The organism is Pseudomonas sp. H1_F01, assembly GCF_054681425.1.
In genome coordinates this window covers 1,056,755-1,070,367 of the sequence record NZ_CP162823.1, presented here as the reverse complement: position 1 = coordinate 1,070,367, position 13,613 = coordinate 1,056,755, and the positions used below count along the sequence as shown (strand labels likewise).

Here is a 13,613-nt window from a genome sequence, read left to right as displayed (position 1 = left end):
TTCAGGAGATTGCTATGCGTATTCCCTTTCGCGTGATCGGTGGCGTCCTGGTCGCCTCCTTGCTGACTCAAATCAGCGCCTGTGGCTCGATCTTCTACCCGGACCGTCGCGGCCAGATCGATGGCAAGATCGACCCGGCGATTGCCGCGCTCGACGCCGTCGGCCTGCTGTTCTACATCATCCCCGGCCTGATCGCGTTCGCCGTGGACTTTGCCACCGGTGCCATTTACTTCGAGCCGGGCAAAAGCGTCCAGATCGAACCAGAGAAACTCAAGCCAGCCATCAACCCCGACGGCACCGTCAATAACCACGTGTTGCAGGCGATCCTGGAACGCGAACTGGGCCGCAGCTTCCCGCTGGACGATCCTCGGCTGATCCAGCACAAGGGCAGCGCGCAACAACTGGCCGCCCTCGGCCTCAAACCTTCCGCATGACAGGCGCCGCTCAAGGAACGACCGCACCATGACCACCAGCATCGAACACGCCCGTCTGCTGCGCCTGGCCACCCGGGCGTCAGTGGCCGTGGCGCTTACCCTGGTCGTCGCCAAGGCCCTGGCCTGGTGGCTGAGTGGCTCGGTGAGCATGCTTGCCGGCCTGACCGACTCGGCACTGGACGGCGTCACCTCGCTGCTCAATCTGCTGGCGGTGCATTACGCGCTGCGCCCCGCCGACGATGATCATCGCTACGGTCATGGCAAGGCCGAATCCCTGGCCGGCATGGCCCAGGCGCTGTTTATCGGCGGCAGTGCGGTATTGATTGCCTTGCAGGCTTTCGAGCGGCTGAAAAACCCGGTGCCGGTCGATGCCCCCTGGCTGAGCGTCGGCGTGATCGTGTTTTCCCTGGGGCTGACCCTGGCGCTGCTGGCGTTGCAGCATCGGGTCATCCGCGCCACTGGCTCCAACGCCGTGCGCGCCGACTCGCTGCACTATCGCTCCGACCTGTTGCTCAACGGCAGCATCCTGGTGGCGCTGGTGCTGGCCGGGTTTGGCTGGTATCAACTCGACGCCTGGTTCGGCCTGGGGATCGCCATTTACATTCTGTGGAGCGCCGTCCAGATCGCCCGGGAAAGCTTCGCCGTGCTGATGGATCAGGAACTGCCGCCCGACGTCAGCCAGCACATGCTGGAACTGGCCTGCGCCGTGCCCGGCGTGCTCGGTGCCCATGACCTGCGTACGCGGATCTCCGGCAACCACTGGTTCGTGCAACTGCACCTGGAGTTGCCGGGGGAACTGACCCTGTCAGTGGCCCACGGCATCAGCGACCAGGCCGCCGATGCGATCCATCATGCCTATCCGAAGGCCGAAGTGCTGGTGCATGCCGATCCGTCGGAAGTGGTCAAAAGCGTCAGCGCATAACCTGTGGCGAGGGGATTTATCCCCGCTGGGCTGCGTGAAGCAGCCCTGAAACCTCACGACTCGGAGCACCAGACAAGTTGAGTCGGCTGCTTTGGGACTGCTTCAGTCCAGCGGGGATAAATCCCCTCGCCACAAGAAGCAGCGTCCGCACGATCTTTACCGCATCTCAGTACGTCACCTGATACCCACGACTGCTCAAGCAACTGCCCTGGGCCTGGCGATAGGTCTGCACCACTTCCGGTGCCGGTGGGTAACTGTAATTGCGCGGGTCGAAACCGCTCTGCTGCACCGCCCAGCGATAGCAGTCGTAGCCATCCTGGTTGACCTGCTCGGGCGACTGACCGTTAGCCGGGTAGGCCACCACGTCAAAGCTGTTGCCTTGCGGTTGTGGCTGCGGGTTGGCCACGGGCGGCTCGACCACGACGTAGTCCTGGGTGCTGGCTTCGTAGATGTAATAGGCGCCGGCAGCGAGAAAGAACAGCGAGCTGCCGATCCACACTTCCCTGGCGTAATCGGGCAGGTAACGGGTACGGATGCCCCGCGGTGGCTCGACCACGATGTAACGCGGCCCTTGAGGGCGATACCAGTAGCCGCCCGAGTAGAAATAATCCTGGCCGCGATAGGGCACGCGGTAGTTGCGATCCGGGAAACGGTCGATCACGTAACCCGGGCGATACTGCGGCCCCGGCCCCCAGCCGTTGCCATGGCCGTCCGGTCGACCGGGCCAATGCTGCTCGGGACGATTGTCGTGGCTTGGGCGTGGCCCGCCGTTTGGATAACCGTCGTTGCGACGCGGGACATCGCGGTAATACCCTGGTTGCGGTTCGCGGGTCTGGGTCACGCTGTCGGGCCGGCCCTGGATCGGCAGGTTGTTGCCGGGTTGCGGCTGCGGACGACCATGGTCGTTGGGGTCTTGGGGGCCACGATCATAGCGCTGGCCGCCCTGGTATTGCGGCTGTGGCTTGACCTCGAACTGACGACTGTTGTCGCCCCGAATGATTTCGTTGCTCTGCGGCCGCGGCTGGCCCGAGTAACCCTGGCCGTTGCCGCCGCGTCCGTCCTGACCACGACCGCCGTCGGGGCCGCCACGGTTTTGCTGATCGTCGGCCATTCCCTGCGCACTGACACTTGCCCACAACAGACCAACACCTGCCAAACGCCAGATGCGCGACTTCATGAAATTCCTCACAACGGTTCAGGGCCTGATAGTAAGACTGGAAAAGCCCAGGCCGGTTCTGCGATAGGTTATCAGCCACGGGGTTTATTTCGCAGGCATTAAAAAAGGGAGGCCCGTCGGCCTCCCCTTGAGAATTTCGTCCGTGCTCGACGCTTATGACGTCGGCTCACCTCACGCCGTCTTCTGGACAGTGTGCAGCTCGGGGGTCTGCCAGTACCGGTGGGTACTGCGACCGCAGCCGGCCTGATTGGGCGGGCTGCACTGGACTGTTTGTCCGAGCAGTGATCTTGGTGATAAGAGTAAACCTGAGGTGCCGACAGATGATTGCGAAGATTGCGGAAATAAACACCACTTGCGCAATTTTTAACCTCGGATAGATAATCTGCCGCAATTATCAAGATAAAGGCCCGACCGATGAGCAAACTCGACCGTTACGACCTGAGCATTCTGGCGGAATTGCAGCGCGACGCGCGCATCTCCAACCAGGAACTGGCCGAACGCATCGGCCTGTCGCCCTCCCCCTGCTCGCGACGGGTCAAGCAGTTGGAGGATGACGGCTACATCACCCGCCAGGTCGCCCTGCTCGACCGCAAGCTGCTGGGCCTGAGCCTGACGGCTTATGTGCTGATCGGCATGGACCGCCACACCCCCGAGCGTTTCGAGAACTTCGAAGCCGCCATCCGTAACTTGCCGCAAGTACTGGAGTGCAGCCTGGTGACCGGGATGGACGCGGACTACCAGCTCAAGGTGGTGGTGCCGGACATGGACCACTACCAGAAACTGCTGCTGGGGCACCTGACCCGGATCGACGGCGTCACCAGCGTGCGTTCGAGTTTTGTGCTGAACCAGGTACTCAACAGCACCGAACTGCCGTTGACTCACCTGCGTAACTGAAACCCCCATCGCGAGCAAGCTCGCTCCCACAAGGAATTGCGCCCTGACACAGATCCACTGTGGGAGCGAGCCTGCTCGCGATGGCGTCAGCCCAGCCGATGAATAGCTGCGACACACCGCCGCAGGCCAATCCCGCGCCCGCGCCCCATGCCTTATACTCGCCGCGCCTTTTCAACCCCGCCCACGCCGGAGTGTCCTGATGGATCCTGCTGTTTTCGAAGAGTGGATGATGACCGGCCTGGTCAGCATCCTGATCATTTTCATGGGTTTCATCGTCTGGGACTTGGCGAAGAAGTCCAAGGCCGGACGTTTCGGCTCGTTCATCCTGTTTTTCGTGCTGGGCCTCGGTGTGGCCGCGTTCGTCATCAAGAGCGTGGTGATCGGCCTGATCGAGTCCGGAGCGTTATAAGCGCGCTGGCACTTCCTTCCACTGGCCCTGATCGAGCCCTTCGATCGTCCAGTCGCCGATCCTGACCCGCACCAGGCGCAATGTCGGCAAACCCACGGCGGCGGTCATGCGTCGTACCTGGCGATTGCGCCCCTCGCGTATCACCAGCTCCACCCAGCTTGTGGGCACGCTTTTACGAAAACGTACCGGCGGGTTGCGCGGCCACAATTGCGGCTCATCCAATGAGCGCGCCTCGGCCGGCAGGGTCATGCCGTCGTTCAACTCCACCCCATCGCGCAATCGCTGCAACTGTTCGGCACTCGGCTCGCCCTCCACCTGCACCCAATAGGTCTTGGCCAGCTTGTGCTTGGGGTCGGCAATCCGCGCCTGCAACTGCCCATCGTTGGTCAGCAACAGCAAGCCTTCGCTGTCGCGGTCCAGTCGTCCGGCCGGGTAGATGCCCGGTACGTCGATAAAATCCTTGAGCGTCGCCCGCCCCTCACCGTCACTGAATTGCGTCAGTACATCGAAGGGTTTATTGAACAGGATCAGCTTCGGCTCGGCCGGCGGGGCCTTGGCCATACGGCGCGGGGCGGAGGCTGGAAGCTTCGCGCCAGGGCGACGGGAAGCAGGGCGTGGAGGACGGGGCATGGCGAATACAACATTTAACGTTCGGGCCCACCATGCTAGTGGCCCGACCGTTAAATAACCACCACCCCCTTCAACGGGGCATCAGCGGAACGGCGGCTCGTCGAAGCTGCGCAGCTTGCGCGAATGCAACGAGTTGAGTTCGGTGCGCAACAGGTCCAACGCCTCGATGCCGATCTTCAGGTGCTGGTTGACCGCTCGCTCATAGAACGCGTTGGCCGAGCCCGGCAGCTTGATTTCGCTGTGCAACGGTTTGTCCGAGACACAAAGCAACGTGCCGTAAGGCACCCGCAGGCGATAACCCTGGGCGGCGATGGTGCCGCTTTCCATGTCCACCGCCACCGCGCGGGACAGGTTGATCAGCGGACGCTCCTGGGCCCAGCGCAGTTCCCAGTTGCGGTCGTCATAAGTCAGCACGGTACCGGTGCGCAGGCGTTTTTTCAGCTCGTCGCCCTTTTCGCCGGTGATGTTCGCCGCGGCCTGTTGAAGCGCCATCTGCACTTCGGCCAGGGCCGGAATCGGAATGTTCGGCGGCACCACCCGATCGAGAATGCCATCGCGGCGCATGTAGGCGTGGGCCAGCACGTAGTCACCGATGGTCTGGGACTGCCGCAGCCCGCCGCAGTGGCCGATCATCAGCCAGCAATGCGGGCGCAGCACGGCCAGGTGGTCGGTGATGTTCTTGGCGTTGGAAGGGCCGACGCCGATGTTCACCAGGGTCACGCCATGGCCATCATTGGTCTGCAGGTGATAGGCCGGCATCTGGTAGCGGTGCCAGACCACACCGGCGGCGATGGCCGATGCTTCGCTGTGCTCCATGTTCTTGTCGATGATCACGTTGCCCGGCAAGACCATGCGCACAAAGCGCGGGTCGCTGCGCAGTTGCTCCAGGCCATGGACGATGAACTGGTCGACATAGCGGTGATAGTTGGTCAACAGGATCCACGGCTGCACATGGCGCCAGTCGCTGCCGGTGTAGTGCACCAGCCGGCGCAGGGAAAAATCCACCCGCGCGGCGTCGAACAGCGCCAAGGGCAGTGGGTCGGTGTTTTCCCAATCATAGAGGCCGTCGGCAATGCCATCGGTGGCCGCCGACAGGTCGGTGCTGGGGAACACCCGCGCCAGCACGGCGGCGGTCACGCCGGAGCCGGCCAGTTCGTCGCCCTGCTCCACCACGTACGGGTACGGAATGTTCTGCTCGCTGACGCCCACTTCCACGGTGACGGTAAAGTCGTGCATCAGCGGGACCAGCTGTTCCAGCAGGTACTTACGGAAGGCGGCGGGATGGGTGACGGTGACGCTGTAGGTGCCGGGCAACTGGACCTTGGCATAGGCTCGCGTGGTTTGCGGGACTTCGCCGTGGCAGTGATAAGTCAGCCGCAAGGCCGGATAGCGAAACAACGCACGCTGTTCGGCATCCGGCTCGACGCGGTCCTTGAGATAACGCATCAGCGCCTGGTTCAACGCGGTGGTCGCACGCTCGTGCAGGGCCGCCAGACGATCCACGGCTTGTTCGGCGGTTTGAACGACAATAAACGCTTCGGTCACGATCAGCTTCCTGTGTTCTGACTTGCAGGCCTTCATCTTGCCTGCATCGCCGCCCGACGGGAACAGTGGCGTAGTGGACTCGATCGATTCCCTGCGGGAGCGAGCTTGCTCGCGATAGCGGTGTATCAGGCACCACAGATGCTGGATGTACCTCCGTCATCGCGGGCAAGCCTTGCTCCCACATGGACTCTGGGATGTTCTGTGGGAGCTGAGCTTGCTCGCGATAGCGGTGTATCAGGCACCACAGATGCTGGATGTACCTCCGTCATCGCGGGCAAGCCTTGCTCCCACATGGACTCTGGGATGCTCTGTGGGAGCTGGGCTTGCTCGCGATAGCGGTGTATCAGTCACCACAGATGCTGGATGTACCTCCGTCATCGCGGGCAAGCCTTGCTCCCACATGGACTCTGGGATGTTCTGTGGGAGCTGAGCTTGCTCGCGATAGCGGTGTATCAGTCACCACAGATGCTGGATGTACCTCCGTCATCGCGGGCAAGCCTTGCTCCCACATGGACTCTGGGATGTTCTGTGGGAGCTGAGCTTGCTCGCGATAGCGGTGTATCAGGCACCACAGATGCTGGATGTACCTCCGTCATCGCGGGCAAGCCTTGCTCCCACATGGACTCCGGGATGTTCTGTGGGAGCTGAGCTTGCTCGCGATAGCGGTGTATCAGGCACCACAGATGCTGGATGTACCTCCGTCATCGCGGGCAAGCCTTGCTCCCACATGGACTCTGGGATGCTCTGTGGGAGCTGAGCTTGCTCGCGATAGCGGTGTATCAGTCACCACAGATGCTGGATGTACCTCCGTCATCGCGGGCAAGCCTTGCTCCCACATGGACTCTGGGATGTTCTGTGGGAGCTGAGCTTGCTCGCGATAGCGGTGTATCAGGCACCACAGATGCTGGATGTACCTCCGTCATCGCGGGCAAGCCTTGCTCCCACATGGACTCTGGGATGCTCTGTGGGAGCTGAGCTTGCTCGCGATAGCGGTGTATCAGTCACCACAGATGCTGGATGTACCTCCGTCATCGCGGGCAAGCCTTGCTCCCACATGGACTCCGGGATGCTCTGTGGGAGCTGAGCTTGCTCGCGATAGCGGTGTATCAGGCACCACAGATGCTGGATGTACCTCCGTCATCGCGGGCAAGCCTTGCTCCCACATGGACTCTGGGATGTTCTGTGGGAGCTGAGCTTGCTCGCGATAGCGGTGTATCAGTCACCACAGATGCTGGATGTACCTCCGTCATCGCGGGCAAGCCTTGCTCCCACATGGACTCCGGGATGCTCTGTGGGAGCTGAGCTTGCTCGCGATAGCGGTGTACCAGGCACCACAGATGCTGGATGTACCTCCGTCATCGCGGGCAAGCCTTGCTCCCACATGGACTCTGGGATGTTCTGTGGGAGCTGAGCTTGCTCGCGATAGCGGTGTATCAGGCACCACAGATGCTGGATGTACCTCCGTCATCGCGGGCAAGCCTTGCTCCCACATGGACTCCGGGATGCTCTGTGGGAGCTGAGCTTGCTCGCGATAGCGGTGTATCAGGCACCACAGATGCTGGATGTACCTCCGTCATCGCGGGCAAGCCTTGCTCCCACATGGACTCCGGGATGTTCTGTGGGAGCTGAGCTTGCTCGCGATAGCGGTGTGCCAGGCAGCACAAATGTTGGATGTACCGATGCCTTCGCGAGCAGGCTCGCTCCCACAGGGTACGTGTCGTGTCTAAAAGCCGTGTGGGGTGGAGCGCGTCACGATCGCCTCGACATTCAAGCCCCGAGGCAAGGCACCGTACACCCGGCCGGCCGAACCCAGGCGACTGGCGATGAAGGCATCGCTGACCTCACTGTTCCCGGCTTCGAGCAACAGCTTGGCCTGCAGGCCAACGGCGATGTCTTCGGTCAATTGCCGGGCGCGGTACTGGATGTCGTCGGTGTCCTTGAACGCGGCGTGCAATTGGTGGATGTGGCCAGCCAGGCGCTTGTCCCCGTGGCCATCGCCCAGTTCGCTGAACAATACCTCCAGCATGCCGGGCTCCTTGGACAAGGCGCGCAGCACATCCAGGCATTGCACGTTGCCGGAGCCTTCCCACGTCGAATTGACCGGCGCTTCGCGGTACAGGCGCGGCAGGATGCTGTCTTCGACGTAGCCGGCACCGCCCATGCATTCGGCGGCTTCATTGATCATCGCGGGGGCGCGCTTGCAGATCCAGTACTTACCCACTGCCGTCACCAACCGGGCGAACTTGGCCTCATGCTCGTCATTCAAGTGGTCCAGCGCCCGGCCCATGCGCAGGCTCAAGGCCAGTGCGGACTCGCTTTCCAGCGCCAGGTCAGCCAGGACGTTTTGCATCAGCGGCTGTTTACTCAACAACTTGCCACCGACCTTGCGGTGCGCGCAGTGATGGCTGGCCTGGGTCAGCGCCTGGCGCATCAGGGCGCTGGAGCCGACCATGCAATCGAAACGGGTCATGGCTACCATCTCGATGATCGTCGGCACGCCCCGCCCTTCTTCACCGACCATCCAGGCCAGTGCGCCACGGAACTCGACTTCGCTGGAGGCGTTGGAACAGTTGCCCAGCTTGTTCTTCAGCCGCTGGATGTAGAACTGATTGCGGGTGTCGTCGGGGCGATGGCGCGGCAACAGGAAACAGGTCAGCCCCTTGTCGGTCTGGGCCAAGGTGAGGAAGGCATCGCACATCGGCGCCGAACAGAACCATTTGTGCCCAACCAGCTCATAGGCCTGGCCCGGGCCGCTGGCGCCCACCGGATAGGCCTTGGTGGTGTTGGCCCGCACATCGGTGCCGCCCTGTTTTTCGGTCATCGCCATGCCCAGGGTCACGCCGGCCTTGTGGGCCATGCCGACGTTGCGCGGGTCGTACTCGGTGGCCAGCACCTTGGGCACCCAGTGCTCGGCCAGGTCCGGCTGCAAGCGCAGCGCCGGCACACTGGCGAAGGTCATGGTCAGGGGGCAGCCGGTGCCGGCTTCGGCCTGACTATGCAAATAGGTCATCGACGCCCGGGCGACATGCGCGCCGGGTTGCGGGTGCGCCCAGGGCAAACTGGGCAGGCCGTGCTCGACGGCAGTGCGCATCAACTGGTGATAAGCCGGATGGAATTCCACCAGGTCGATGCGATGGCCGTAACGGTCATGGCTGGAGAACACCGGTTTGTTCTGGTTGGCCAGGAAGCCCGCTTCCATCAACGGCCCGCCGGCCAGCGCCCCATACGCATCGATCCGCGCCTGTGCCCAGCCCGCCCCAAAGCGCTGCGACCACTGCTGCAGCGGCAGGTCGATGCGGTACAGGTTGGCGCCATCCAGGGACGGCGGCTGATTGGTGACGTCGTGGGTTTCAGCGAACTGGTGCAGGTTCATGACAGGGCTCCTCGATCGGCCAGGGATTCAGTTAAGCACCGCCTCCAGGCCGAACAAAGTGTCATATGCGCCTAAATGTCGGCGCTTTCACCCTGTCTTGGGCAAAGCACCCGGCGCTGGAGCATCGCCTGTAGCTCCTCGAACTTCACTGGCTTGTTCAAGTAATCGACCGGCGCGCCCGCAGGACAGCACTCGCGCCCCACGTTCGGGCTGACCACCAGCACCGGCAGTTCCTCGCAGCCGGACAAGGTGTGGATCTGGCAGCAGAGCGACACGCCGTCCAGCGGCGGCAACTGGCAATCGAGCAGCACCGCATCAAAGCGCTCGCCGTGCAGCAGATCCAGCGCGGCGCGGCCACTGTCGGCGGTGCGCACCCGATAACCGAGCTTGAGCAACATGCCGCGCATGACCAACTGATCGATGCTGTTGTCATCGGCCAGTAGCACCGTGCAATCCTGCGGCTGGCGCGAACCCTGGCGGCCACCGAAGGAAAACGGCGTCGGGACCGCCGCTGGCAAGGCCACGTCAAACTCCACGTCCAACTGGAAACGGCTGCCGCGACCGGGCTCGGAGGTGTGGGTCAGGCGTCCGCCCAGCAGTTCCACCAGTTGCCGACAGATAGCCAGCCCCACGCCGAGGCCGCCGTATTCGCGGGTCATCGAGCCGTCGAGTTGGAAGAAGCGCTGGTACAAGGTCGCTTCCCCCAGGTCGGTAAAACCGATTCCGGTGTCGATGACGGCAAAGGACAGCACCAGCCGATCAAGCGCCGTCGGCCTGCCGTTGACTCGCAGGGCCAGGCCGCCAACCCGGGTGAACTTGATGGCGTTGTCCAGCAGGCATTCCAGACTCTGGGCCAGTTTGCCGCTGTCGCCGAGCAACCGGTCCGCCAAACCCGGGGCCACGTCGACCTTGAAGTCCAGGCCCTTGGCCGCGGCATTGGCGCCGAACTGCACCTGCAGCGCATCGACCACCCCACGCAGGCTGAACGGTGCCGGATAAACCTTGAGCTTGCCGGCCTGCAACTCGGTCAGGGTGAGCATGCCATTGACCATGCGCATCATGTCCCGCGCCGAACCGGCGGCGGTCTGTTGATACTGGGTCAGTTCCTCGTCCATCTCGACGGTTTCCATCAGCTCAAGGGAACCGATCACGCCATTCATCGGCGTGCGCAGTTCGTGGGTCAGGGTGGCGAGGAATTCATCCTTGAGCTTGTTGCCGTGGGCCAGTTGCTGGTTGAGCACTTCGAGTTTCTGTCCGGCGTCCAACAGGGTCTGGGCCTGCTGTTCGCGCATGGCATTGATGCGGTCGGCCAGGGCCAGGGACAACAGCGCCACTTCGATGGCCGAGCCGATCTGGCTGGCGTACATGGTCAGGAAGACGTTCGGCAGGTAACCGAGCACCATCAACGTATTGACGATGCCCCCCAGCAGAAACGCCGACCAGGCAATGATGAAATAACGCGCCACCCGCAGGCCACGCCACCAGGCAAACAGCCCGGCGGCAAAGATCGCCACCGTGAACAGCAGCGCCAACACCGTCGCCAGGCGCAGCGCCAGGGCATAACTGGTCATCAGCGAAAGGCCGACCACCACGGCGCTGTAGGCGATCAGCGCCAGCAGCAAGCGGTCCAGCCAACGGCTATGCTGGGCCGTTTGCAGGAAACTGCGGGCGAACTGGCTGCCAAACAGGCCCGCGCAGCCGATGAAGAACGGCGTCGCCGCATTGGCCCACCAGGGGTTATCCGGCCAGAAGTACTCCACGGCGGCGCCGTTGACCGACAACTGGTAGAGGCCGAACGAGGCAATGTAGAAGATGTAATAGAGGTAGCTGGTATCGCGCACGCTCAGGTAGATGAACAGGTTGTAGACCAGCATCCCCAGCAGCACGCCATAGATGATCCCCAGCACATACAAGCGCACGGGCTGTTGTTCGAGATACGCGGTGCTCGACCACAGCGTCAGCGGCGCCTGGATCGAACCCTGGCTTTGCAGGCGCAGGTAGAGGGTCTGCTGTTGTTCGGGCTTGAAAGCCAGGCTGAACAGGTAGTTGTTCTGGCGGATCTCGCGGCTGGCGAACGGCAACGCATCACCGGTCTGGCGAACCAGGCGATAGCCCCCCGCCGCATCGGGCAAATACAAGTCGAGGTGGTCCAGCGGCGGGTATGCCAGCTCCAGCAGCCAGGTGCGCTGGGCGTCCGGATTGGCAGGACGGTAGTGCAGGTCGATTTTCAACCAGAAGGCTGATCGCGAGTAACCGGCGTTCAGGGTAGCTTGGTCATGGGGCTTGAAAGCACCAGCGGCAGCCTGAGCCAGGACATCGTCAATGGTGGCCGTGCCGCGCGCATCTTCGAACACCTGCAGGGCATGGCCCAAGGGCAGGTTTTGGGTGAATTCATCGAATTCGAGAGCACTTGCCAAAGGGGACAAGCACAGCAACAACATCAGCAAATAGCGCATTTAAGCCCCAGCGCGGCCTGTCCGGTTGAGTCAGGAAGCCCCCCATTCCCTGAGTAGACGTAAAACCGGCATTACCTGTTATGAGTTGGATCCATCTCTAGCATAGCCGCTGATGGCCAATTTGCACCATTGAATTTTTTCCTACAAAAGGCTCTAGAACGGGCGTTTCAGAGCAAAGCATTGAGATAGAGCTGTTGTGTTGTTCAGGTCGGCAAATGACGGGGCAAAAAAGCATCCACCCGCAAGCGACTGCGCATAAAACCCTCTGAGTCCGACCACCGATAAAAGAGGTTTGGTGGTAAGCTCGCGCACCATGAATATCTACAGCTCTCGCCCCGTTGTCCTCTGTCTCTCCGGCCACGACCCCAGTGGTGGCGCCGGTTTGCAGGCAGATATCGAAGCCCTGCTTGCCCAGGGTTGTCATGCCGCCCCTGCCGTTACCGCATTGACCGTGCAAGACACCGTCAACGTCAGCGATTTCCGAGTGCTCGACCGAGAGTGGGTGCTGGCACAAGCCAATGCCGTGCTCAACGACGCCCAGGTGGCAGCGGTCAAGCTGGGGATGCTTGGCTCACTGGAAATGGTCGACACGGTGGTCGAACTGCTCCAGGCGCACCCGCACCTGCCCATGGTCTGCGACCCGGTGCTGCGCGCCGGCGGTGGCGGGCGCCTGGGCAAGGATGAGGTCGGCTACGCCATGCGCGAACGCCTGCTGCCCCTGGCAATCATCGCCACCCCCAACCTGCCTGAAGCGCGCATCCTCGCCGAACTGCCCGAGGGCAGCGCCGACGAGTGCGCGGAAAAACTGCTGCCCTTCGTCAAACACCTGTTGATCACCGGTGGTCACGGCGACGAACATGAAGTCCATAATCGCCTGTACAGCCGCGACGGCGGGCGCGAAACCTTTACCTGCCAGCGTCTGCCCGGCAGTTACCACGGTTCCGGCTGCACCCTGGCCAGTGCCCTGGCCGGTCGGCTGGCCCAGGGCGAACAGCTCGCCAGCGCCGTCAAGACGGCACTGGATTACACCTGGCGCACCTTGCGCGATGCCGAACAACTGGGCAAAGGCCAGTTCGTGCCGCGTCGCCTGCCGCTGGATTTCTGCTCGTAGTACCGGAGGCCTGTGGAATGAAATTACGTGGCCTTTACGCCATCACCGATAGCCAATTGCTGGCCGGCAAGTTCCTCGCTTATGTGGAAGCGGCGCTGGAAGGTGGCGTCACCCTGCTGCAATACCGTGATAAAAGCAGCGACGAGGCCCGCCGCCTGCGGGAAGCCGAAGCACTGCGCAACCTGTGCGAGCGCTACAAGACCCAGTTGATCATCAACGACGACGCAGAATTGGCCGCACGCCTGGGCGTCGGTGTGCACCTGGGCCAGACCGATGGCCCGTTGGCGCCAGTGCGGGCACTGCTCGGGCACAAGGCGATCGTCGGTGCCACCTGCCACGCCAGCCTGGCACTGGCCGAACAGGCCGCCAGCGAAGGCGCCAGTTATGTCGCGTTCGGGCGTTTCTTCAACTCAAACACCAAGCCCGGCGCCCCCAGCGCAAACCTTGAACTGCTCGAACAGGCGCACCTCAAACTGCATGTTCCGGTGTGCGCCATTGGCGGCATCACCCTGGACAACGCCGCCCCGCTAGTGGCCCACGGGGTCGACCTGCTGGCGGTGGTCCACGGCCTGTTCGGCGCCGACAGCACCACTGAAGTGACGCGCCGCGCCCGCGCCTTCAACGAGCTGCTGCAGATCAAATAGTCCATTTTTCCGTTTTCG

The 13,613-nt window shown here is 62.5% G+C and carries 11 protein-coding genes; 6 read left to right on the top strand and 5 right to left on the bottom strand.

The genetic code is table 11. From position 1 onward, the window contains the following. Window positions 1-14: 14 nt before the first annotated feature. Window positions 15-434: a hypothetical protein gene (locus tag AB4O09_RS04910; RefSeq protein WP_003205846.1), complete on the top strand. Its 420-nt coding sequence runs from the start codon at window positions 15-17 to the stop codon at window positions 432-434. A gap of 28 nt (window positions 435-462) precedes the next feature. Further along, window positions 463-1,356, top strand: a complete 894-nt coding sequence (locus tag AB4O09_RS04905) for a cation diffusion facilitator family transporter (RefSeq protein ID WP_003205848.1) — start codon at window positions 463-465, stop codon at window positions 1,354-1,356. 166 nt (window positions 1,357-1,522) lie between these two features. Here the strand turns inward: AB4O09_RS04905 and AB4O09_RS04900 are convergent, their stop codons facing one another. Further along, the gene (locus AB4O09_RS04900; RefSeq protein ID WP_003205849.1) at window positions 1,523-2,533 is read right to left on the bottom strand and encodes a DUF6515 family protein; all 1,011 of its coding nucleotides are present in this window, start codon (window positions 2,531-2,533) and stop codon (window positions 1,523-1,525) included. Between the two features lie 414 nt (window positions 2,534-2,947). Here AB4O09_RS04900 and AB4O09_RS04895 point away from each other — a divergent pair, with 414 nt between their 5' ends. Together AB4O09_RS04895 and AB4O09_RS04890 are read left to right on the top strand one after the other, a co-directional pair. Next, window positions 2,948-3,427 carry an Lrp/AsnC family transcriptional regulator gene (locus tag AB4O09_RS04895; protein ID WP_003205850.1) on the top strand — a complete coding sequence of 160 codons (480 nt, stop codon included), beginning with the start codon at window positions 2,948-2,950 and terminating at the stop codon, window positions 3,425-3,427. A 199-nt stretch (window positions 3,428-3,626) separates the two neighbouring features. Beyond that, window positions 3,627-3,836 (top strand): DUF2788 domain-containing protein, encoded by a 210-nt coding sequence (locus AB4O09_RS04890; protein ID WP_003185724.1) that lies wholly within the window; start codon window positions 3,627-3,629, stop codon window positions 3,834-3,836. Here the strand turns inward: AB4O09_RS04890 and AB4O09_RS04885 are convergent. From AB4O09_RS04885 to AB4O09_RS04870, 4 genes are all read right to left on the bottom strand, one after another. Then, the gene (locus AB4O09_RS04885; protein ID WP_161796661.1) at window positions 3,831-4,397 is read right to left on the bottom strand and encodes a pseudouridine synthase; all 567 of its coding nucleotides are present in this window, start codon (window positions 4,395-4,397) and stop codon (window positions 3,831-3,833) included. The two genes, AB4O09_RS04890 and AB4O09_RS04885, sit on opposite strands and share 6 nt — an antisense overlap. Before the next feature lie 150 nt (window positions 4,398-4,547). Then, window positions 4,548-6,047, bottom strand: a complete 1,500-nt coding sequence (gene amn, locus AB4O09_RS04880) for an AMP nucleosidase (RefSeq protein ID WP_161796662.1) — start codon at window positions 6,045-6,047, stop codon at window positions 4,548-4,550. 1,687 nt (window positions 6,048-7,734) lie between these two features. After that, window positions 7,735-9,384 carry an acyl-CoA dehydrogenase family protein gene (locus AB4O09_RS04875; protein WP_038856103.1) on the bottom strand — a complete coding sequence of 550 codons (1,650 nt, stop codon included), beginning with the start codon at window positions 9,382-9,384 and terminating at the stop codon, window positions 7,735-7,737. Window positions 9,385-9,455: 71 nt separating this feature from the next. Next, a complete protein-coding gene (locus AB4O09_RS04870; protein WP_038856105.1) occupies window positions 9,456-11,840 on the bottom strand; it encodes a hybrid sensor histidine kinase/response regulator in 2,385 nt (794 codons plus the stop codon). 313 nt (window positions 11,841-12,153) lie between these two features. Here AB4O09_RS04870 and AB4O09_RS04865 point away from each other — a divergent pair, with 313 nt between their 5' ends. After that, window positions 12,154-12,951: a hydroxymethylpyrimidine/phosphomethylpyrimidine kinase gene (locus AB4O09_RS04865; RefSeq protein ID WP_003205858.1), complete on the top strand. Its 798-nt coding sequence runs from the start codon at window positions 12,154-12,156 to the stop codon at window positions 12,949-12,951. Window positions 12,952-12,968: 17 nt separating this feature from the next. Next, window positions 12,969-13,595, top strand: a complete 627-nt coding sequence (thiE, locus tag AB4O09_RS04860; protein ID WP_027912068.1) for a thiamine phosphate synthase — start codon at window positions 12,969-12,971, stop codon at window positions 13,593-13,595. Window positions 13,596-13,613: the final 18 nt, after the last annotated feature.